Annotated in this window: 19 protein-coding genes; 12 read left to right on the top strand and 7 right to left on the bottom strand. The window is 72.6% G+C overall.

The features are described from left to right. Positions 1–8 precede the first annotated feature (8 nt). From ACFYYF_RS10020 to ACFYYF_RS10005, 4 genes are all read right to left on the bottom strand, one after another. The gene (locus tag ACFYYF_RS10020) at positions 9–1,133 is read right to left on the bottom strand and encodes an acyl-CoA dehydrogenase family protein (protein WP_388773297.1); all 1,125 of its coding nucleotides are present in this window, start codon (positions 1,131–1,133) and stop codon (positions 9–11) included. Then, entirely contained in the window at positions 1,112–2,302 is a 1,191-nt protein-coding gene (locus tag ACFYYF_RS10015) for an acyl-CoA dehydrogenase family protein (RefSeq protein WP_388773295.1), read from the bottom strand. Before ACFYYF_RS10015 ends, ACFYYF_RS10020 begins: the two co-directional genes overlap by 22 nt. Next, entirely contained in the window at positions 2,299–3,276 is a 978-nt protein-coding gene (locus tag ACFYYF_RS10010; protein WP_388773292.1) for an NADPH:quinone oxidoreductase family protein, read from the bottom strand. The genes ACFYYF_RS10015 and ACFYYF_RS10010 overlap by 4 nt, the downstream gene beginning before the upstream one ends. A 221-nt stretch (positions 3,277–3,497) precedes the next feature. Then, the gene (locus ACFYYF_RS10005) at positions 3,498–4,142 is read right to left on the bottom strand and encodes a helix-turn-helix domain-containing protein (protein ID WP_388773289.1); all 645 of its coding nucleotides are present in this window, start codon (positions 4,140–4,142) and stop codon (positions 3,498–3,500) included. A 125-nt stretch (positions 4,143–4,267) separates the two neighbouring features. On the opposite strand from ACFYYF_RS10005, the gene ACFYYF_RS10000 reads away from it, so the two are divergent. From ACFYYF_RS10000 to ACFYYF_RS09980, 5 genes are all read left to right on the top strand, one after another. After that, positions 4,268–5,269 carry an NAD(P)/FAD-dependent oxidoreductase gene (locus tag ACFYYF_RS10000; protein WP_388774338.1) on the top strand — a complete coding sequence of 334 codons (1,002 nt, stop codon included), beginning with the start codon at positions 4,268–4,270 and terminating at the stop codon, positions 5,267–5,269. A gap of 190 nt (positions 5,270–5,459) precedes the next feature. Then, positions 5,460–6,998, top strand: a complete 1,539-nt coding sequence (locus tag ACFYYF_RS09995) for an ATP-dependent DNA ligase (RefSeq protein ID WP_388773287.1) — start codon at positions 5,460–5,462, stop codon at positions 6,996–6,998. Continuing rightward, entirely contained in the window at positions 6,995–7,471 is a 477-nt protein-coding gene (locus ACFYYF_RS09990) for an NUDIX domain-containing protein (RefSeq protein WP_388773284.1), read from the top strand. The genes ACFYYF_RS09995 and ACFYYF_RS09990 overlap by 4 nt, the downstream gene beginning before the upstream one ends. Before the next feature lie 110 nt (positions 7,472–7,581). Beyond that, positions 7,582–8,973, top strand: a complete 1,392-nt coding sequence (locus ACFYYF_RS09985) for an NADP-dependent succinic semialdehyde dehydrogenase (RefSeq protein WP_388773282.1) — start codon at positions 7,582–7,584, stop codon at positions 8,971–8,973. Positions 8,974–8,998: 25 nt separating this feature from the next. Beyond that, positions 8,999–9,238 carry a DUF6213 family protein gene (locus ACFYYF_RS09980; protein ID WP_037616672.1) on the top strand — a complete coding sequence of 80 codons (240 nt, stop codon included), beginning with the start codon at positions 8,999–9,001 and terminating at the stop codon, positions 9,236–9,238. Between the two features lie 81 nt (positions 9,239–9,319). On the opposite strand, the gene ACFYYF_RS09975 is transcribed toward ACFYYF_RS09980, so the two are convergent. Together ACFYYF_RS09975 and ACFYYF_RS09970 are read right to left on the bottom strand one after the other, a co-directional pair. After that, the gene (locus ACFYYF_RS09975; RefSeq protein WP_365487302.1) at positions 9,320–9,994 is read right to left on the bottom strand and encodes a transcriptional regulator; all 675 of its coding nucleotides are present in this window, start codon (positions 9,992–9,994) and stop codon (positions 9,320–9,322) included. 221 nt (positions 9,995–10,215) lie between these two features. Next, entirely contained in the window at positions 10,216–11,445 is a 1,230-nt protein-coding gene (locus ACFYYF_RS09970; RefSeq protein WP_388773278.1) for an acyl-CoA dehydrogenase family protein, read from the bottom strand. A 169-nt stretch (positions 11,446–11,614) separates the two neighbouring features. Here ACFYYF_RS09970 and ACFYYF_RS09965 point away from each other — a divergent pair, with 169 nt between their 5' ends. Continuing rightward, positions 11,615–12,259 carry a TetR family transcriptional regulator gene (locus tag ACFYYF_RS09965; RefSeq protein ID WP_361684135.1) on the top strand — a complete coding sequence of 215 codons (645 nt, stop codon included), beginning with the start codon at positions 11,615–11,617 and terminating at the stop codon, positions 12,257–12,259. A 417-nt stretch (positions 12,260–12,676) separates the two neighbouring features. Here ACFYYF_RS09965 and def read toward each other — a convergent pair whose 3' ends face one another. After that, entirely contained in the window at positions 12,677–13,216 is a 540-nt protein-coding gene (def, locus tag ACFYYF_RS09960; RefSeq protein ID WP_388773275.1) for a peptide deformylase, read from the bottom strand. A 154-nt stretch (positions 13,217–13,370) separates the two neighbouring features. Here def and ACFYYF_RS09955 point away from each other — a divergent pair, with 154 nt between their 5' ends. From ACFYYF_RS09955 to ACFYYF_RS09930, 6 genes are all read left to right on the top strand, one after another. Then, complete coding sequence (locus ACFYYF_RS09955; protein ID WP_361684139.1) at positions 13,371–14,609, top strand: MurT ligase domain-containing protein; 1,239 nt, start codon at positions 13,371–13,373, stop codon at positions 14,607–14,609. Positions 14,610–14,628: 19 nt separating this feature from the next. After that, positions 14,629–15,357: a glutamine amidotransferase gene (locus ACFYYF_RS09950; protein ID WP_361684141.1), complete on the top strand. Its 729-nt coding sequence runs from the start codon at positions 14,629–14,631 to the stop codon at positions 15,355–15,357. Between the two features lie 308 nt (positions 15,358–15,665). Beyond that, the gene (locus ACFYYF_RS09945) at positions 15,666–16,691 is read left to right on the top strand and encodes a 6-phosphofructokinase (protein WP_361684143.1); all 1,026 of its coding nucleotides are present in this window, start codon (positions 15,666–15,668) and stop codon (positions 16,689–16,691) included. A 137-nt stretch (positions 16,692–16,828) separates the two neighbouring features. Then, positions 16,829–17,782, top strand: a complete 954-nt coding sequence (locus ACFYYF_RS09940) for a cytochrome c oxidase assembly protein (protein ID WP_361684145.1) — start codon at positions 16,829–16,831, stop codon at positions 17,780–17,782. Positions 17,783–18,009: 227 nt separating this feature from the next. Next, positions 18,010–19,479, top strand: a complete 1,470-nt coding sequence (locus ACFYYF_RS09935; protein WP_388773271.1) for a DUF6777 domain-containing protein — start codon at positions 18,010–18,012, stop codon at positions 19,477–19,479. Further along, positions 19,479–21,632, top strand: a complete 2,154-nt coding sequence (locus ACFYYF_RS09930) for a protein kinase (protein ID WP_388773268.1) — start codon at positions 19,479–19,481, stop codon at positions 21,630–21,632. Before ACFYYF_RS09935 ends, ACFYYF_RS09930 begins: the two co-directional genes overlap by 1 nt. Positions 21,633–21,710 lie beyond the last annotated feature (78 nt).

The following is a 21,710-nucleotide window of genomic DNA, read 5'->3' as shown; positions in this document are numbered from 1 at the left end:
GGCCGGTGTCAGGGCGCCTGGAGGTCGACCAGTTCGGCCAGGGCCTCGCGGTGCGCGCCCGCCGTGCCGTAGGCGATGGAGTCGGCCTTGGCGCGCTTGAGGTAGAGGTGCGCCGGGTGCTCCCAGGTCATGCCGATGCCGCCGTGGAGCTGAAGCGCCTCTTCCGCCGCGTGCACGGCGACGGGTGCCGCGTACGCCTGGGCCACGGCGACGGCCACGTCACCGTCCGCACTGGCGGTGGCCAGCGCGTCGGCCGCGTTCCGGGCCGCGGCACGGGTGTTGACGACCTCGAGCCACACCTGGGCCAGCCGGTGCTTGAGCGCCTGGAAACCGCCGACCGGCCGGTTGAACTGCTTGCGCTCCTTGAGGTAGCGGACCGTCTCCGTCAACGAGTGGTCGGCGAGCCCGAGCTGCTCGGAGGCGAGCAGGCCCGCCCCTGCCCGCAGCGCGCGCCGTACGGCACCGGGCGCGTCGGCGGTGAGCTGCCGTGCGGGCGCGGAGTCGAAGGTGACGCGGGCGAGCGGGCGGGTCTGGTCGAGGTTGACCTGCGGGACGATCGTGACCGCGTCCGCGTCGACGGCGTACAGCCCGCCGTCCTCGGCCGGAACGAGCAGGACGTCGGCGGCGGCCGCGTCCGCGATACCCGTCAACTCCCCGTGCAGGCAACCGTTCTCCAGCCGGACGCTCTGGTGGGCGGCTCCCGGTCCGACGTTGAGGGCGACCGCGAGGACGCCCACGGTCCGGCCGGAGGCGAGCGCGGCGAGCAGTCCGGCCGCGGCGGGGCCCTCGCAGGCCAGCAGCGCCTCGGTCGCGACGACGGCGCTCGTCAGGTACGGCACGGGAGCGACCGCGCGGCCCAGTTCCTCCAGGACCACGGCGGCCTCGCGGTGCGTGGCACCCTGGCCCCCCTGGTCCTCGGGCACCAGGAGGCCCGCGAGGCCCATGCCCTCCGAGAGGGCCTTCCACAGCTCGGCGTCGTGCGGAGTGCCCGACTCGGTGCGGGTGATGACGTCCGCCGCGGCGCAGCGGTCGGTGAGGAGGTCGCGGACGGCGGCGCGCAGCGCCTCTTCCTCCTCGGTGTAGAGCAGATCGGGCTCGGTGCTCACCTGGCTCATCGGGCGAGGTCCTTCCATGCGACGTCCTTGTCGGTGCGCGGCTCGGACGGCAGGCCGAGGACGCGTTCGGCGACGATGTTCAGCAGGACCTCGCTGGTCCCGCCCTCGATGCTGTTGCCCTTGGAGCGCAGGTAGCGGTATCCGGCGTCCCGGCCGGTGAAGTCGACGAGTTCGGGCCGGCGCATCGTCCAGTCCTCGTACAACAGGCCTTCCTCGCCGAGGAGTTCGACTTCGAGGCCGCTGATCTCCTGGTTGAGCCGGGCGAAGCCGAGCTTCATGCCGGAGCCCTCGTGGCCGGGCTGGCCCTGGGCGAGCTGCTGGCGCAGCCGTTCGCCGGAGAGCCGGGCGACCTCGGACTCGACCCACAGCCTCAGCAGCCGCTGATGGGTGTCGTGGGTGCGCAGTTCGGGCCGCTCGCGCCAGGTCTTCGAGACCGGGCCGATCATGCCGCCTTCTCGCGGGATGCGCATGCCGCCGATGGAGACGCGCTCGTTCATGAGGGTGGTCTGCGCGACCCGCCAGCCGTCGCCGACGTCGCCGAGGCGGTGCGCGTCGGGGATGCGCACGTCGGTGAGGAAGACCTCGTTGAACTCGGCCTCGCCGGTGATCTGGCGCAGCGGCCGCACCTCGACGCCGGGGTCGGTCATGTCGCAGATGAAGTAGGTGATGCCCCGGTGCTTGGGCACGTCCGGGTCGGTGCGGGCGATGAGGATGGCCCAGCGGGCGAGGTGGGCGCTGGAGGTCCACACCTTCTGCCCGTTGACCACCCAGTCGCCGTCCTCGCCGTCCGTGCGGACCGCGCGGGTGCCGAGCGCGGCGAGGTCCGAACCCGCGCCGGGCTCGCTGAAGAGCTGGCACCACACCTCCTCGCCGACCCACAGGGGCCGCAGGAAGCGCCGCTTCTGCTCCTCGGTGCCGAACCCGAGGATGGTCGGGGCGGCCATGCCGAGGCCGATGCCGATCCGCCGTGGGTCGTTGTCGGGTGCGCCCGCGGCCGCCAGTTCGGCGTCCACGACCGCCTGGAGGCGGCGCGGGGCGCCGAGTCCGCCGAGGCCCTCGGGGTAGTGCACCCAGGCGAGGCCCGCGTCGAAGCGGGCCCCGAGGAAGTCCAGCCGGTCCGTGTCCCCGGGCGGGTAGGCGGCCAGCAACTCCTGGGTGCGGCGGCGCAGTTCGGCTGCGTCGGTCATGCGGCGGCTCCGTTCTCCAGTGTGGGCACCACGGCGATCCGTCCGGTGGTGACTCCGTCGGCGACCCGCTGCACGGCGTCGGCGGCCCCGCTCAGCGGCACCCGCTCGCTCACCAGCGGCTTGATCGCGCCCCGTGCGGCCAGCTCGGTCAGCTGCTCGTGGCAGTGCAGGACGAGCTTCGGGTTCTTGGTGTTGTACAGGCCCCAGTGCAGCCCGAGGATCGCGTAGTTCTTGACGAGGGCGTGGTTGAGCGCCGGGCTCGGGACGGCGCCGCTCGCGAAGCCGACGACCACGATCCGGCCCTCGAAGGCGACGACCTTCGTGGACTGGGTGTAGGCCTCGCCGCCCACGGGGTCGTAGATCACGTCCGCGCCGCGTCCGCCGGTCGCCTCCTTGACGGTGGCGATCACGTCCTCGGCGCGCCGGTCGATCACGACGTCGCAGCCCAGCTCGCGCGCCACGGCGGCCTTGTCGGCGCCGCCGACGACGCCGATGACCCGCGCGCCCGCCGCCCTTCCGAGCTGTACGGCCGCGCTGCCGACGCCTCCGGCGGCCGCGTGGACGAGCAGCGTCTCGCCGGCCTCGATGCGGGCCCTGCGATGCAGGCCGAACCAGCCGGTCTGGTAGCCGATGTGCAGGGCCGCGGCCTCGGCGTCGTCGAGGGCGTCGGGCGCCGGCAGCAGCGCGGCGGCGTCCGCGACCGCGTACTCGGCGAAGCCGCCGTGGGGCAGGGCGGGGTTGGCGATCACCCGGCGGCCGTCCTCGGTCTCGCCGCATATCTCCACGCCGGGCGTGAACGGCAGCGGCGGCCTGACCTGGTACTGGCCGCGGCACATCAGCGCGTCCGGGAAGTTGACGTTCGCGGCGCGCACCTTGAGCAGGACCTGGCCGTCACCGGGCGTCGGCCGATCCACCTCCAGGAGGCGCATCGCCTCTGCGGGCTCGCCGTTCTGGTGCACTTGCCATGCCTGCATGCGGGGCCTCCAGGGGGACTGTGTCGGCTGACCGGGGTCCTTCGCATACTAAGCGGTCGCTTGCCACCCTGGGAACAGCCGACGGCCCACGTCTTCACCAAGCCGGGCACGGGCGTCTTCACCAAGCCGGGCGCGGGCGCCTTCACCAAGCGCGGCGCGGGCGCCCCGCGCCGCCCTCACGCCCAGGAGCCCCGCACCCTTCTCCGCCCCGGCGCCCGCCGTCACCGTTCCCCGGACCGGGCCTTGGGCCGCGCCCGTACGTGCATCCGCTCGCCCTGCGGGCCGAACAGGCTCAGGAACTCCGCGGGCCCCTCCCCCGTCGACCCGAACCAGTGCGGCACGCGGGTGTCGAATTCCGCCGCCTCCCCGGCCTCCATCACGACGTCGTGCTCACCGAGGACCACCCGCAGCCGCCCGGAGAGCACGTACAGCCATTCGTAGCCCTCGTGGGAGCGCGGGTCGGGCTCCGCCGTCCGCTTCGGTTCGAGCACCTTGTAGGCCTGGAGCCCGCCGGGCTGGCGGGTCAGCGGCCAGTACGTGCGGCCGTGGCGCACAAGGGGCTCGGCGCGCACCCGGGGGTCGTCGACCGGCGGGGCGCCGACCAGTTCGTCCAGGGGAACCTGGTGGGCGCGCGCGATGGGCAGCAGCAGTTCCAGGCTGGGCTTGCGCAGCCCGGACTCCAGGCGCGAGAGCGTGCTCACCGAGATGCCGGTGGCCTCGGAGAGCCCGGCGAGGGTCGCCCCGCGCTCCTTCCTGATCCGGCGCAGCCGTGGGCCCACCTCGGCGAGGACTTCGTCCGTCGCCGCGTCGCCGGTCACGCCGCGCCTGCCGTCTTCACTCTCGCCCGCACGGGCCGCGTCACTCATCCTCCTATTGCAGAATCGGCAAAGACGTTTGTCAATCCGGCGGATTCGGGGCGACCTTTTCCGTGGAGGTGGTCACCATGACCGAGGGAACGGCCGGGGGAACGGCCGAGGCAATGACCGAGGCGATGACCGAGGCGATGACCGAGACGGCGACCGGACCATCGAGCGGACCGTCGGCCGGGACGTACGACGTGGTCGTCGTGGGCGGCGGCACGGCGGGGCTCTCCGCGGCCCTGGTCCTCGGCCGGGCGCGGCGCCGCACGCTCGTCGTCGACGAGGGCCGGCCGCGCAACGCGCCCGCGGCCCACATGCAGGGCTATCTGACCCGCGACGGCATGCCGCCCGCCGAATTCCTGGCCGCGGGACGGCGGGAGGCCGAGGGGTACGGCGTGGAGATCGTCAGGGGCCGGGTGACGGACGTCGTCCGGGACGGCGCCGGGGAGTTCGACGTCACGGTCGGATCCGGGGACACCGTCCACGCCCGCCGGCTGATCGTCACGACGGGACTGGCGGACGAGATGCCGCCGGTGCCGGGCGTCGCCGAGCGCTTCGGGCGGGACGTGCTGCACTGCCCGTACTGTCACGGCTGGGAGGTCCGCGACCAGGCCTTCGGCGTGCTGGCCACGACGCCGATGAGCGTGCACCAGGCACTGATGGTCGGCCAGTGGTCGAAGGACGTCACCCTCTTCCTGCACGCGGTGGCCGAGGACGAACTCTCCGACGAGGACCTGCGCCGGCTGGCCGCCGCGGGGGTCGCCGTGGTGCCGGGCGAGGTCGCGGAGCTGGTGGTGTCCGCAGACCGGCTCACCGGCGTACGGCTCGCGGACGGGACCACGCACGACCGCTCGGTGCTGTTCGTGGCGCCGCGCCCGGTACCGCGGACCGGGCTGCTCGAAGGGCTGGGCGCGGAGCTGCGGGAGACACCGTTCGGCAGCTACCCGGTCCTCGACCCGACCGGCCTGACGAGCGTGCCCGGCGTCTGGGCGGCAGGCAACGCCGCCGGTTTCGCGGAGCAGGTCGTAAACGCGGCGAGCGCCGGATACCGCGCGGCGGCCACGCTCAACGGCGAACTCCTCTTCGCCGACCTCGACGCGGCGATCGCACGCGGACAGGGAGGACGGAGCTGACAGAGCCGGCCCGGCCGACCGGGCCAACCGGGCTGACAGGACGGACAGGGCGGACGGGGCCGCAGGACGGACCGGGCTGAGGGACACCGTCCGGCGGCACGCCCCGGGCAGGGCCGAAACCCGCCCTCCGGGGGCACGCCCCGCGTCCCGTACGGGTGTGAAGCGGGCGCTCGCGTTGCAGGATGGCTGCATGCTGCTGAGCCGGCTCGCCCATGTGTCCCAGGAGGTCGCCGCCACCTCGGCGCGGTCCCGGAAGACCGCGCTGCTCGCGGAGCTGTTCCGGGACGCCGAGGCGGACGACGCGCCCATCGTGATCCCGTATCTGGCGGGCCGGCTGCCGCAGGGCCGCATCGGCGTCGGCTGGAAGGTTCTGAGCACACCGGTCGCGCCCGCCGTCGAACCCAGCCTCACGGTGCGCGAGGTGGACGCCCGGCTCACCGCGCTCGGCAAGGTCTCCGGCACCGGTTCGCAGGCCGAACGGGCCCGTCTGGTGGGCGAGTTGATGGCGGCTGCCACCGAGGAGGAACAGCGTTTCCTGTTCGGGCTGCTCACCGGGGAGGTCCGCCAGGGCGCGCTGGACGCGCTCGCGGTCGAGGGGCTGGCGGAGGCGACGGGCGCCCCCGCCGAGGACGTACGGCGGGCGGTGATGCTGGCGGGGTCGCTCCGGGCGGTGGCACGGGCCCTCCTGGCGGACGGTCCGGGGGCCCTGGACGGCTTCCGGCTCACCGTCGGCCGCCCGGTGCTCCCGATGCTGGCGCACTCCGCCGCCTCCGTGCCCGAGGCGGTCGGCAAGCTCGGCGCCTGCGTGGTGGAGGAGAAGCTGGACGGCATCCGGGTGCAGCTCCACCGGGACGGCGAGGACGTCCGCGTCTACACCCGCACCCTCGACGACATCACCGGACGCCTGCCCGAACTGACGGCCGCGGCCATGGAGTTGCACGGTGAGCGGTTCATCCTGGACGGCGAGGTGATCGCGCTCGACGACCGGGGGCGGCCGCGATCCTTCCAGGAGACGGCCTCCCGGGTGGGGTCCCGTGTGGACGTGGCGACGGCCGCGGAGACCGTGCCCGTCTCCCCCGTCTTCTTCGACGCGCTGTCGGTCGACGGTCGGGACCTGCTGGATCTGCCATTCACCGAGCGGCACGCGGAACTGGCCCGGCTGGTTCCCGAGCCGATGCGGGTGCGGCGGACACTCGTGCCGGGACCGGACGACACCGCGCGGGCCGAGACCTTCCTCGCCGACACGCTGGCCCGGGGGCACGAGGGCGTCGTGGTGAAGGCCCTCGACGCCCCGTACAGCGCGGGCCGGCGCGGTGCCGCCTGGCTCAAGGTCAAGCCCGTGCACACCCTCGACCTGGTGGTCCTCGCGGCCGAGTGGGGTCACGGGCGGCGCACGGGCAAGCTCTCGAACCTGCACCTGGGGGCCCGCGCGGCCGACGGTTCGTTCGTCATGCTCGGCAAGACGTTCAAGGGCATGACCGACGTGATGCTCACCTGGCAGACCGAACGGTTCCGGGAGCTGGCCGTCTCGGACGACGGTCACGTGGTGACCGTACGGCCGGAGCTCGTCGTCGAGATCGCCTACGACGGTCTCCAGCGGTCCACCCGCTACCCGGCCGGCGTCACCCTCCGCTTCGCCCGGGTCGTGCGCTACCGCGAGGACAAACGGGCCGCCGAGGCCGACACCGTGGACACCCTGCTGGCCGCCCACCCGGAGGTGACGCGATGAGCGGGGAACGGCGCGGACGGAGAAGCGCGGGACTTCTGCTGTTCCGGCACACCGACCACGGTGTGGAGGTGTTGGTCGGCCATATGGGCGGCCCGTACTTCGCGCGGCGGGACGCGGGGGCCTGGACCCTTCCCAAGGGCGAGTACGGGCCCGACGAGACGGCCTGGGACGCCGCCCGCCGCGAGTTCCGGGAGGAGCTGGGGCTGGAGCCGCCCGAAGGCGAGGCGGTCGCGCTCGGTGAGGTCACCCAGACGAACGGCAAGGTGGTCACGGCGTGGGCGATCGAGGCGGATCTCGATCCGGCGGCCATGGTCCCCGGCACCTTCACGATGGAATGGCCGCCGAGGTCGGGGCGCCGCCAGGAGTTCCCCGAACTCGACCGGGTGGAGTGGATGAGCCCGGAACGGGCCAGGACCTTGCTGGTGACGGCGCAGACCGTGTTTCTCGACCGGCTGGCTGAGCACTCGCACTGAGAGCCGGCGTTCGGCAGGGCAGCGCCGGCTCACCTCGGGGCCCGCCCGCGTTGCGCCGCGCCGCACCGCGCGGGAGGGTCGGGGAACAGCCAGTCTTCAGGAGGTCGGCCATGGCCATCGCGACGGTGAACCCGGCGAACGGCGAGACGCTCAAGACGTACGACGCCCTCGGGGCCGAGGAGATCGAGCGCAGGCTCGCCACGGCCGAGGCCACGTTCCGTGCGTATCGCACCACCTCGTTCGCCGAGCGGTCGCGCCTCATGCACCGCGCGGCCGCTCTCCTGGACGAGGACCTGCAGGACATCGGCCGGGTGGTGACCACCGAGATGGGCAAGCCGGTCAAGCAGGCCCGGGCGGAGGCCGCCAAGTGCGCCAAGGCGATGCGCTGGTACGCCGACCACGCCGAGGACCTGCTCGCCGACGAGCTGGCCGCCCCCGCCGACGCGGCGGACTCCGGGGCCTCCCGGGTCCTCGCGCGCTACCGTCCGCTCGGCCCCGTGCTCGCCGTGATGCCGTGGAACTTCCCCCTCTGGCAGGTGGTCCGCTTCGCCGCGCCCGCGCTGATGGCGGGCAACGTGGGACTGCTCAAGCACGCCTCGAACGTGCCGCAGACCGCCCTCTACCTGGAGGACCTGTTCCGTCGCGCGGGCTTCCCCGAGGGCTGCTTCCAGACGCTGCTGATCGGGTCGGGTGCGGTCGAGGGCGTCCTGCGGGACCCGCGCGTCAAGGCGGCCACGCTCACCGGCAGCGAGCCGGCCGGCCGGGCGGTCGCCTCGGTCGCCGGGGACGAGGTGAAGAAGACGGTGATGGAGCTGGGCGGCAGCGACCCGTACGTCGTGATGCCGTCCGCCGATGTCGAGCGCGCCGCGACGATCGCCGTGACGGCGCGTGCGCAGAACAACGGGCAGTCGTGCATCGCCGCCAAGCGCTTCATCGTGCACGCCGACGTGTTCGATGCCTTCGCGGAGCGGTTCACGGAGGGTATGCGGGCCCTGAGGGTCGGGGACCCGCTGGAGGAGGAGACCGAGGTCGGGCCGCTGTCCACCGAGCAGGGGCGGGCCGACCTGGAGGAACTGGTCGACGACGCGGTCGAGAACGGCGCGACGGTGCTGTGCGGCGGCGAACGCCCCGACGGTTTCGGCGCCGGCTGGTACTACCTGCCGACCGTGCTCACCGACATCACGCCCGACATGCGCATCCACCTGGAGGAGACGTTCGGGCCGGTCGCGACGCTGTACCGGGCGGCCGACATGGACGAGGCGGTGGCCCTCGCCAACGACACGCCGTTCGGCCTGAGCTCGAACCTGTGGACCCGTGACCAGGCCGAGGTGGACCGGTTCGTACGTGATTCCGAGGCGGGCGGGGTGTTCGTCAACGGGATGACCGCCTCGCACCCGGCGTTCCCGTTCGGCGGGGAGAAGCGGTCCGGCTACGGGCGGGAACTGTCGGGGCACGGAATCCGCGAGTTCTGCAACATCACCACCGTATGGCACGGAGCGTGAGCGTTCCGCAGCTACGATCCCTCGTGTGAACCGCGAAGTGACCCTCCCTCTGATCGTCGACGACCGCGGCACGTTGCAGGTGGCGGCCGCCGACGTCAGCAAGCTGTTGCGCACGGTGGGCGGCCGGTGGCTGCATCTGGTGGAGGCCGGTCAGGACGGCCTCGACGAGGACACGGTGGCCGCGCTCACGATCGAACTGGCCAAGCTGGCGGACCGGATCGACGTGGCCTGCATCGCGCACAGCAGCGGCCCGAACGGCCGCTGAACGCCGGCGACGGCGCCGGACCCCGGCAGGCCGGCGGCTTCCCGTGCCGGGACGCCGCCGGCCTGCCGGGGTCGGGCCGCCTCAGACGACCCGCTGGTCCTGCTCCCACAGGGCGTGCCAGAACTTCGCCTCGTAGGCCTGGAGCAGCCGCCCGTGGCGCAGGACGTCGTCCAGGGAGATCCGTTCGGCGTCGAGACCGGCCTGCACGGCGTCCAGTGCCCTGCTCTCCAGCTCGGGCGCCGGCTCGGCGAAGAAGTCGAAGAATCCGCAGACCTCGTCGTCGAAGCCGTAGTGGCGGCGCAGGGCCTCGGTGATGGTCTCGCAATAGCCGCCCCACGCGGCGAAATTCGCGCCGAGCGCGAGGACCACGTCGGCCGGCTCCCCGTTCAGGGCGAGCCAGGCGACGTACGCGGGATAGGCCTGGCAGTCGGCGAGCGGTTCGTACTCCGCCGCCCGTGCCTCGTCGGCTCCCACCGCGGTGGCGAACGCGGCGAGCCGGTCCCCGGCCACCGCCTCCCCCTCGGCGAGCATCCGGAAGAACGCGGCGTTCGCCGGGTCGGCCGCCGAGCGTTCGGCCAGGTGAACGAACGCGCGGTGATCGGCCGCGACCACATGGCGCTGTTCCAGGGCCAGCGCGGCCAGTGTGTCCATCTGCGCGGCACCGCGGGCGATCAGCGGCAGCAGCCGGTTGGCGTGGGGGTCGGGGGCGAGCTTCCCGGTGACGCCCTCCAGCAGTTCCCTGGCCGTCCGCGTCATCGCGCGCTCCTTAAGTCCGGCTGAACTCCGAGCCCCCGCGACCAGAGTGCACGCTCACCCCCGCTTCCTCGCGCTGCGACGCGACGTCCCAGGTCCGCCGGGGTGACGGTCGCCGCGCGAGGCGACGGCGGCGGTGCGCGCCGCCGAGCCGCGCGGGACCTCCGGGACGCCGGTGACCACCGGCGTCCCGCCGGGGAAACGCCCCGGGCCGTGCGGAGGTGTCAGCGGATCGGCATCCCGGCCAGGGTGCGGGCGATCACGAGGCGCTGGATCTCGCTGGTGCCTTCGAAGATCGTGTAGATGGCCGCGTCGCGGTGCATCCGCTCCACCGGGTACTCCCGCGTGTAGCCGTTGCCGCCCAGGATCTGGATGGCCTGGCCCGTGACCTTCTTCGCCGTCTCGCTGGCGAACAGCTTCGACATCGAGCCCTCGGCCGCGGTGAACTGCTTGCCGTTGACCGCCATCCAGGACGCCCGCCAGACCAGCAGCCGCGCCGCGTCGATCGAGGTGCGCATGTCGGCGAGCTGGAAGGCGACGCCCTGGTTGTCGATGATCGGGCGGCCGAACTGCTCACGCGTCTTCGCGTAGTCGAGGGCGACCTCGTACGCGGCCCGCGCGGTACCCACCGCCATGGCGCCGACGGCCGGACGGGAGGCCTCGAAGGTGGCCATCGCGGCGTTCTTCACCCGCTCGCCGCCCCCGGCCTTCGCGCGCTCGCGGGCACGGGCGAGGCGCTCGTCGAGCTTCTCCTTGCCGCCGAGCAGGCAGGATCCGGGGATCCGGACGTTCTCCAGGACGACCTCGGCGGTGTGCGAGGCGCGGATGCCGTGCTTCTTGAACTTCTGGCCCTGGGACAGGCCGGGCGTGCTCGGCGGCACGATGAAGGAGGCGTGGCCCTTGGAGCCGAGTTCCGCGTCGACGACCGCGACGACGACGTGGACGTTGGCGATGCCGCCGTTGGTCGCCCAGGTCTTCGTGCCGTTCAGGACCCACTCGTCCTTGGCCTCGTCGTAGACGGCGCGCGTGCGCATCGAGGCGACGTCGGAGCCGGCGTCGGGCTCGGAGGAGCAGAAGGCGGCGACCTTGACATCGTTGGCATCGCCGTACATCTGGGGGATCCAGGTGCCGATCTGCTCCTCGGTGCCGTTGGCGAGGACGCCCACGGCGGCGAGGCCGGTGCCGACGATCGACAGCGCGATGCCCGCGTCACCCCAGAACAGCTCCTCCATCGCCATGGGTATGCCGAGCCCGGTGGCGTCGAAGTACTGCTGCGCGTAGAAGTCCAGGGAGTAGATGCCGACCTTCGCGGCCTCCTGGATGACCGGCCAGGGAGTCTCCTCACGCTCGTCCCATTCGGCGGCCGCGGGACGGATGACATCGGCGGCGAAGCCGTGCAGCCAGTCCCGGACCTCCTTCTGTTCGTCGTTGAGCTCCATGGTGAACTCGGCCATGTCCCCTCCAGCGCTGCACTAAACTGTTACTTGCGGTAACTGGAGTGTGTTACTGGCTAGTAGGAAAAGTCAACTCCCGAGCCCGGCTCGGCATCCCGTTCGATACCCATACGACGATCAGTGTTAGTTTGCGCAGGCGTCACCGAATCACCACGGGTGGGGAGAGCACATGGACACCACACAGCGGACCGATCAGCAGAGGTCGGCCGACCGCCGCCGGCGCGAGCTGCTGGAAGCCGCCGACAGAGTGGTGCTCCGCGACGGCCCCGGGGCCTCCATGAACGCCATCGCCGCCGAGGCCGGCATCACGAAGCCCATCCTGTACCGCCACTTCGGCGACAAGGGCGGCCTGTACGCCGCTCTCGCCAAGCGGCACACGGACGCGCTCCTCGAAGCGCTGCGGGCGGCACTGGACGCCCCGGCCGAACGGCGTGAGCGCGTGGAGTCGACGCTCGACACCTACTTGGCCGCCATCGAGGCACGTCCGCAGGTCTACCGCTTCCTGATGCATCCGGCGGAGGGCGGCCAGCCGGGCGACGCCGGGTTCGACGTGGGCAGGAACTCCGCGCCCGTGCTGCGCCGCATGGGCGAGGAACTGGCCGAGGTCATCGAGGAGCGGGTGGACCTCGGACCGGGAAGCCAGCAGCTGGCACGGGTGTGGGGCCACGGCATCGTCGGCATGATGCACGCGGCCGGAGACTGGTGGCTCGGCGAACGGCCGTGCACGCGAGCCGAGTTGGTGCGCAGTCTGGCCGACCTGCTCTGGGGCCGCCTCGCCGCGGCCGGCGACCGGGTCGGCGGCCCGGGCTTCTGACCGGACCTCACCCGGACGACCCGTCAGACACCCACCCCGGCATCCGACCAGGAGCCGGGACACCGGACGCTGCCAGGAGGCAGGGCACCGGGCGCCGCCAGGAGCCGTGACGCCGGACGACGTACAGAGGCAAAGCACTCGACGCTGTCAGGAGCCGGGACGCCTGACGGCGTCAGAGCCGGGGCACCGAACGCCGCCAGGAGGCAAGGCACCGGGCGCCGCCGGGAGACGGGACGCCCGATGCCGTCGGGAGACGGGACGCCCTGAAGCCGCCAGGATCCGGGGCACCTGACGCTGCCAGGAGCCGGGACGCCGAACACCGGCAAGAGCCGGGGCACCGGGCGCCACCAGGAGACGGGACGCCAGATGCCGCCGGGAGGCGGGGTGCCGGAGGCGTCGGGGGCACCTGGCGGGAGTTCAGCTGGTCCAGGAGGCCCGGGCCACCTTGCGCAGCAGGCGGCGCCGGCGCCACCCGGTGACCCGGTCCGCGTACACCCCGCCCTCCAGGTGGTCGCACTCGTGCTGGAGGCAGCGTGCGAACCAGCCGGTGCCGTGCACGGTGACCGGCTCGCCGGTGACCGTGCGACCTTCGACGACCGCGTGGTCGTACCGCTCGGTCCCGGCCTCCAGACCCGGCAGCGAGAGACAGCCCTCCGGCCCGCGCAGGACCACACCGTCCGTCTCGACGAGGCGAGGGTTCACCACATGTCCGACATGACGGACATCGTCATCGTCCGGGCAGTCGTACACGAAGACCCGCAGACCGACGCCGATCTGGTTCGCGGCGAGCCCGACGCCCTCGGCGGCGTACATCGTCGCGAACATGTCCTCGACGAGCTCCGCGAGTTGAGGGCCGAAATCCGAGACGTCCTCGCAGGCTGTACGTAGGACGGGGTCACCGAGCAGGATGAGGGGCCGGACGCGCCCGTGCGTGCCGGGGATGGAACCGTGTCGCATGACGGCAAGGGTACGGTCCTGGTAGGCGCGCGCAGGTCGCGCCGGCACCGAGGTGGTGCCGCGATTCGGGCCCGTGAGTGGATCTCGATAGGCTGAGCCCCCACATGTGCCGGGGGCAGGGGCGCGGCGCGTACGCAAGGAGGATCGAGAAACGATGTCAGGCAACTCGGACCCGCTGTCGCCGCGGGCCAAGCTGGCCGTGACGGCGGGCAAGGCGGCGGCAGCCGTCTCGCGAGCCGCCGGACGCGGCAGCGGATCGGTGATCGGCGGCCGGGTGGCGCTCAAGCTCGACCCCGACCTGCTGGCGAGGCTCGCCACGCACCTGGACGTGATCCTGGTGTCGGCGACCAACGGCAAGACCACGACGACCCGGCTGATCGCGGAGGCGCTGCGCGCCGCGGGCCCGGTCGTGTCCAACGCGCTCGGCGCCAACATGCCCGCGGGCATCACCTCGGCGCTGGCCGGCGGCTCGGACGCCAAGTTCGCGGTCATCGAGGTCGACGAGAAGTACCTCGCCGGTGTCGCACGTGACACCGACCCGAAGTGCATCGCGCTGCTGAACCTCTCGCGCGACCAGCTGGACCGCGCCGCCGAGACCCGGATGATGGCCGAGCACTGGCGCGAGGGGCTGGCCGGTTCCAAGGCCGTCGTGGTCGCCAACGCGGACGACCCGCTGGTCGTCTGGGCCGCGTCCTCCTCGCCGAACGTCATCTGGGTGGCGGCGGGCCAGATGTGGAAGGACGACGCCTGGTCCTGCCCGTCGTGCGGCGGCGTGATGCAGCGCCCCGGCGACGACTGGTTCTGCGGCGAGTGCGGCTTCCGCCGTCCGACGCCGACCTGGGCGCTGTCCGGTGATCACGTCCTCGACCCGCACGGTTCCGCGTGGCCGATCCACCTCCAGCTGCCGGGCCGGGCCAACAAGGCGAACGCCGCCTCCTCGGCCGCCGTGGCCGCCGTCTTCGGGGTGCCGCCGCAGGTCGCCCTGGAGCGCATGTACCAGGTGCAGGCGGTCGCCGGACGCTACGACGTGGTCCAGTTCATGCAACGCGACCTGCGTCTGCTGCTCGCGAAGAACCCCGCGGGCTGGCTGGAGACCTTCTCGCTGATCGACCCGCCGCCGACCCCGGTCATCCTGTCGGTGAACGCGCGGGGCGCCGACGGCACCGACACCTCGTGGCTGTGGGACGTCGACTACACCCGCCTGACCGGACACCCGATCTTCGTTCTCGGCGACCGCAAGCTCGACCTCGCCGTCCGCCTCGAAGTGGCGAACCAGCAGTTCCAGGTCTGCGACACCCTCGACCAGGCCGTGCAGATGGCGCCGCCCGGACGCATCGAGGTCATCGCGAACTACACCGCATTCCAGGACTTGAGGCGTCGTGTCGGCAACTGAGCCACGGAGGACGAAGAGAATGACTGACAACAGCCTGCGTCTGGTGTGGATCTACCCAGACCTGCTGAGCACCTACGGCGACCAGGGCAACGCCCTGGTCGTGGAGCGCCGGGCGCGGCAGCGCGGCCTCGACGTGGCCCGCGTCGACGTGCGCAGCGACCAGCCGGTCCCGACCTCCGGCGACATCTACCTCATCGGGGGCGGCGAGGACCGGCCGCAGCGGCTGGCCGCGGAGCGGCTGCGCCGCGACGGCGGTCTGGAGCGCGCGGTCGGCAACGGAGCCATCGTGTTCTCCGTCTGCGCCGGCTACCAGATCCTCGGGCACGAGTTCATCAACGACCTCGGGGAGCGCGAGCCGGGCCTCGGCCTGCTCGACGTGATCTCGGTGCGCGGTGAGGGCGAGCGGTGCGTCGGCGACGTCCTCGCGGACATCGACCCGCGGCTCGGCCTGCCCCAGCTCACCGGCTTCGAGAACCACCAGGGCGTCACCCATCTCGGACCCACCGCCCGCCCGTTCGCGAACGTGCGGCTCGGCAAGGGCAACGGCACGGGCGACGGCACCGAGGGCGCGTACAACGACACCGTGTTCGGTACGTACATGCACGGACCCGTCCTCGCCCGCAATCCGCAGATCGCGGACCTGCTGCTGAAGCTGGCTCTCGACGTCAACGCGCTGCCGCCGATCGACGACCGCTGGTACGAGGCGCTGCGCTCCGAGCGCATCGCGTCCGCGCAGCAGCCCGCGTAGGGCGACCCCGCCCCGGCGGGTCGGAGGAACCGTTTCTCAAGGAGGAACGGTTCCTCTTTGCGTTTCCCGGGAAGAACCGTTTCCGCCTCCCGGGAAAGCAGGCAGGAGGAACCGTTTCCGCTGCGGAGAACGGACCCACCGGGCCCGTTCCGGAGCCCGTCTGAAACGGCATCCGCACAGGTGAGCGGGTGCGTCCAGCAGGCGGACGCACGGTACGGCGCGGGCCCCTCCCGCCGGTAGGCTGGCGCCGATCCTCGCCGGACAACGTGGTCCGGTGCCCGGCCCACGTTGAGAAGGTATTTCGGGCTATGCGCATTGGTGTCCTCACGTCCGGCGGCGACTGCCCCGGCCTGAACGCCGTCATCCGGTCGGTCGTGCACCGCGCCGTCGTGGACCACGGCGACGAGGTCATCGGCTTCCGGGACGGCTGGAAGGGCCTCCTGGAGTGCGACTACCTCAAGCTCGACCTCGACGCGGTGAGCGGCATCCTCGCTCGCGGCGGCACCATGCTCGGCTCCTCCCGGGTCCAGCCCGCGCACCTGCGTGACGGTGTGGAGCGGGCCAAGGGCCACGTCGCCGACCTCGGCCTCGACGCCATCATCCCGATCGGCGGGGAGGGCACGCTGAAGGCGGCCCGTCTGCTGTCGGACGGCGGCCTGCCGATCGTCGGTGTGCCGAAGACGATCGACAACGACATCGCGGTCACGGACGTCACCTTCGGCTTCGACACGGCCGTCGGTGTCGCGACCGAGGCCCTCGACCGCCTCAAGACCACCGCCGAGTCCCACCAGCGCGTCCTGATCGTGGAGGTCATGGGCCGTCACACCGGCTGGATCGCGCTGCACTCCGGCATGGCGGCCGGCGCCCACGCCATCGTCGTACCGGAGCGCCCCTTCGACATCGAGGAGCTGACCGCGCGGGTCGGCGAGCGGTTCGAGGCGGGCAAGCGGTTCGCCATCGTGGTCGCCGCCGAGGGCGCCAAGCCCCGCGAGGGCTCGATGCGCTACGACGAGGGCGGCAAGGACATCTACGGCCACGAGCGCTTCGCGGGCATCGCCCGGCAGCTCTCCATCGAGCTGGAGGAACGGCTCGGCAAGGAGGCCCGGCCGGTCATCCTCGGGCACGTGCAGCGCGGCGGCACCCCGACGGCGTACGACCGCGTGCTCGCGACCCGGTTCGGGTGGCACGCCGTGGAAGCCGTGCACCGCGGCGAGTTCGGGATGATGACCGCCCTGCGCGGCACCGACATCGTGATGGTGTCGCTCGCGGAGGCGGTCGAGACCCTGAAGACGGTTCCGGACGAGCGCTACGCCGAGGCGGAGTGCGTGCTCTGAGCCGTACGCCGTCACAACCGCCCCCGGTCGCGGTCGCGGCCGGGGGCGGTTCTACTCTGGTGCGGACAGACAGCGCACAACCTCCCCCAGTGCCTTAAATGGGCCTCGGAGGTATCCCCAGAAACAGGAGCCGGCGGATGGATCACAGCGGGCACGGCATGACCATGGATCTGCCGCCGTTCACGCTGGGGCGAGGGCTCGAATGGTCCCCGGACCCGTTCTTCCTCGTCGCGTGCCTGCTCGGGCTGGGACTGTACGGCTGGGGAGTCGTCCGGCTGGCCCGGCGCGGGGACGCCTGGTCGTGGGGGCGTACGGCCGCCTTCGTGACCGGCGTTCTGACGGTGATGCTCGTCATGTGCACCCGGCTGAACGACTACGGCATGGTCATGTTCAGCGTGCACATGGTCCAGCACATGGTGATCAGCATGCTGTCCCCGATCCTGATCCTGCTGGGGGCGCCGATCACCCTGGCGCTGCGGGCGCTGCCGGTGGCCGCGAAGCGGGGCGCCAAGGGGCCGCGCGAACTGCTGCTGATGTTCCTGCACAGCCGGTACATGCGGATCGTCACGCACCCGGCGTTCACCATCCCGATGTTCATCGCGAGCCTGTACGCGCTGTACTTCTCCCCCCTCTTCGACTTCCTGATGGGGTCGACCACCGGTCACATCGCCATGATGTGCCACTTCCTCGCCGTCGGACTGTTCTTCTTCTGGCCGATCATGGGCGTGGACCCGGGCCCGCACCGGCCCGGCTATCTGATGCGGATGCTGGAGCTGTTCGCGGGAATGCCGTTCCACGCGTTCTTCGGCATCGCGTTGATGATGGCGTCGGGGCCGATGGTCGAGTCGTACAAGAATCCGCCGGCCTCCCTCGGCATCGACGCCCTCGCCGACCAGACCGCCGCCGGCGGGATCGCCTGGGCGTTCAGCGAGATCCCCTCCGTCCTCGTCCTGCTCGCGCTGCTCTTCCAGTGGTACAACTCCGAGCAGCGGCAGGCCAAGCGCCTGGACCGCGCCGCGGACCGCGACGGCGACAAGGAACTCGAGGCCTACAACGCCTATCTGGCCTCGCTCAACGCACGCGGCCGCTGAATTCCCCGCGTCAATCCCCCTTGCCCGAAAGGCATTTCCCTTCAGTAGCATGGAAGCGAAGCTCCGCGTCCGCCGCCCGGTGCGCGGAGCCCCGGGGGAAACCGCGAGGGGGAGCGGCGATGACATTGCGCGCGTCCATGCGAAGGGCCGGATTATCGACGGCACGCCGAACGGCTCTGCTGCTCGTTTCCGTACTGGTCATCAGCGGGTGCGGAAAATCCGATCAATTGTTCGTCATCCGTGCCGTGGCCGCGGGGGTCTCGCAGGCGGATCCGTTCTTCGCGGAAAACGGCACACTCGGCAGGGACACCACCGCCGCACCGCGCGCCCGGCCGGTCGGCGGGGTACAGGCCAGCAACAGTCCGGGGCTGTACGGGGGCACACCCGCGGGGGGTCACACGGGTGACCCCGGTGGACGCGACGGCGGCGCAGGCGGCGCCGGCGGTTCGGGCGGCCGGGACGGGAACGGCGGCACGAGCGGCCAGGGCGGTACGCCCGGACCGGACGGGTCCCCCGGGTCCGCACCCGACTTCGGCGGCTCGGCCCGGCCCGGCACCTGTGTCGTCGCGAAACTGAAGGAATTCCTCACCGCTCCCAAGAACTCCGCAAGGGCGCGGGAATGGGCGCGCGTTCTGCATATCGCGCCGGACGCGGTCCCCGCCTATATCGATCGACTCACACCCGTTGTCCTGCGCCACGACACCCTCGTGACGAATCACGCGTACAAGCGCGGCAAAGCCGTTCCCTTCGAATCCTTGCTCCAGGCCGGAATCGCCGTACTGGTCGACCGTCAAGGGCTGCCGGCCGTGAAGTGCTCCTGCGGCAATCCACTGCGCCCCTCCCGGGCGGACATCGCAAAGTCCTCGGTGGGTTTCAAGGGCGGAAACGCGAAATGGCCCGGCTTTCGCCACAACCGGATCGTCGTCGTCGAACCGCCGCCCGGGAAGGCACCCATCTCCCGGCTCCGCCTGGTGGACGTCGACGACCCCGGCCGGGGGATCTCGCGTCCGCTGGGCACGGAGGGCGAGCGGGACACGTCGTTCGACCCGCGGGCGGGGACGACCGTTCCGACGGTCACGGGGCTGACGTTCGCCGAGGCGAGCGCCCGGCTGGCGGGGGCGGGACTCGCCCTCTCCTTCGACGGCTCCTCCCTGCCGCCGGACGACTCTCCGGTGACCTCGTCCGAGCCCCCGGCGGGCAGTGCCCTGCGATGGGGCAGCCAGGTGACGCTGTCCGTGTCGGAACCCGGCGACAGCGGCGATCCGGGGACCCCCACGGACACCGGTGGGCCGACACCGGACCCGGACCGATCCGGTCCCGGCACGGACGAGACCTGGTCGGGCGAGCCCGGCACGGGGACCACCACCGACGGAGCGACGGACGACACGACCACCGACGGCACGACCATGGGCGCGACCACCGAGGGCGCGACCACCGACGGGACCACGACCGGCGGCACGGAAGGGGCCACCACCGACGGCTCCGACGCGGGTGGTACCACCACCGGCCAGGCCACCACCGACGGCAGCACCACGGGCGGCGCCGGGGAGACCGGAGACGGCACCACCGGCACCGGGACCGCCATGACGGGCGGGGGCGCCACAGCAGCCACAGCAACCGGCGACTCCGGCTCGGCCGGGGCCACGGGCTCCGGTGCCGCGGCGGGGTCGTCCGGCTCCGCGGGCGGAGTGACCTGATGGGCCCGGGTGCGCCCCGGTCGGGCGTGGGCCGGGTCATCGCCGGCCGGTATCTGCTCGTGGCCCGCGTCGGGTCGGGCGGGATGGGGCACGTGTGGCTCGCGCACGACCAGCGGCTCGACTGCGACGTCGCGCTCAAGGAGATCAGGTTCCCCGACGTCCCGGGGAGCGGCGCGGACCACGCGTCGCGGACCGCGCGAGCCCGTGCCGAGGCCCGGCACGCGGCGGTGCTGCGCGGGCATCCGCACGTCGTGACGGTTCACGACGTGCTGGAGCACGAGGGCCTGCCGTGGATCGTGATGGAGTACGTGGCGGGGGCGGTGGACCTGCGCGACCGGCTCGCCCGGAGCGGTCCCCTCGCCCCCGACGCCTGTGCCCGTATCGGCATCGCGGTGCTCGACGCCCTGACGGCCGGGCACGAGCGCGGCATCATGCACCGGGACGTGAAGCCCGCCAACATCCTGCTCGCCCCGGACCGCACCGGGAACCCGGAAGCCCGCGTCCTGCTCACCGACTACGGGATCTCGGTCCAGCCCGACTCCCCCGAGACCCGCTGGACCCAGACGTCCGTGCTGGTGGGCACGGCGGGCTATCTGGCCCCGGAACGGGCGACGGGAGGTCCGCCGACGGCCGCGGCCGACCTGTTCTCGCTGGGCTGCACCCTCTACTTCGGGGTGGAGGGACACGGGCCCTTCGACCGGGACACCGAACTCGCGTCGATCACCGCGGTGGTCCTGGAGGAGGCCCCGCCGCCGCTGCGGGCCGGTGCGCTGCGGCCCGTCGTCGAGGCGCTGCTGGTCAAGGACCCCGCCCGTCGGCTGTCCGCCGAGGACACCGCCTCGGAGCTGGCGCGGGTCCTCGTACCGCAGCCCCATCCCCCGACCCGCCCCGACCCGGGGTCCCGGCCACCGTGGTCGGCCCTCGGCACACTCGACGGAACCGCGGGGGTGTCCGGCCCGGGGGCGGACGAGAGCCGGGCCCTGCCGGGCGTGTACCCGGCGGCGGATGGTGCCCCCGCTCAGGGCCCGGAGCCCGGCCGGCGCCCGACGCAGGGCCAGGGTTCGTCACAGGGCCACGGTCCGGCCGTTCCGGGAGACCGCTCCCCCGCGGCGGACCCGTACGCGGCATCGGCCGAGAGGAACGGGCCTCCGCCGCCGACCGGGCCGCACGGGCACCCGCCGACGGCCGAAGGACAGGGGTACCCGGCGACGGCCGGGCCGCATGGGCACCCCTCGGCGCCGGACGGACGGTTGCCGGTGCCCGGGCAGGGCTTCGGGCCTTCCCCGTACGGAGCACCGCCCGGACCGGTTCCCGGCCCTCCCGGGCGGCGACGTCAAAAGCCGCCGCGCACCCGGCGGGCCGTGGCCGCGGTCCTGCTCGCGTTCGGGCTGACGGCGAGCGCGGTCTGGTTCGCGGAGGCACACAGGGCAGCCCCGCTGCCCTACGGCGACACGGTCGGACTCGCCGAACCGCTGCACCGCGGCGACTGCGTCCTCGGTGAGCCGGCCCTGTGGAGGACGGCCACCGTGCCCCGGCTGACGCTGGACCCCAGCTGCCACGACGCGAGCCCCGACGCCCAGGTCATGGCGGTGTACCGGGCGCCGTCGTTCGAGGCGGCCCGCCGCGACGGCCCGCGCCGGTGCGAGGAGGGGACCAAGGACACCGCACGCAAGCTCGCGTGGAACGTCAGGAGCATGGCCGTCGTGCCCACCCGGGAGGGCTTCGACGCGGCGGGCGGTGCCGTCGCCTGTCTGCTCGCGGGCGTGCACGGCCCGGTGTTCGGTCCACTCGGGGACCTGCGCGGGTACGGGATGACCTTCACCGACGCCACGCAGATGCAGCGGGGCGACTGTCTGGGGCATGCCGGCGGCGAGGCCCGTGTCGGCACGCACTTCGAACTGGTCGCCTGCGACGGGGAGAACGTGGGCAAGGTCGTGGACATCACCCACCTGAGCACGGACCGGCCGGGAACGGATCCGCTGGAGCGGGCGAACGACCAGTGCGCGGCGGACGCGCCACCCGGGCGCTACGGGTACGACCCCTCCTCGCACTGGAGTCACGGAGTGCGGAGTGTGGGGGTGTGGGCCCGGCCGTACTACCTGGTGGTCTGCTTCATCGAGGAGGGTCAGCGCCCGTCACCGGTGACCGGGTGAGCGGCACGGCTCTGGCGATGTGCCTCCCTCCGGGTGAAAATGGCCCCAAAGGCCACGGCCCGCGCCGCGGACCCGCCT

The organism is Streptomyces sp. NPDC001914, assembly GCF_042891215.1.
Lineage (GTDB): Bacteria > Actinomycetota > Actinomycetes > Streptomycetales > Streptomycetaceae > Streptomyces.
Note: the sequence above shows the minus strand (reverse complement) of the source record. Positions and strands in the feature narration are given on the sequence as shown.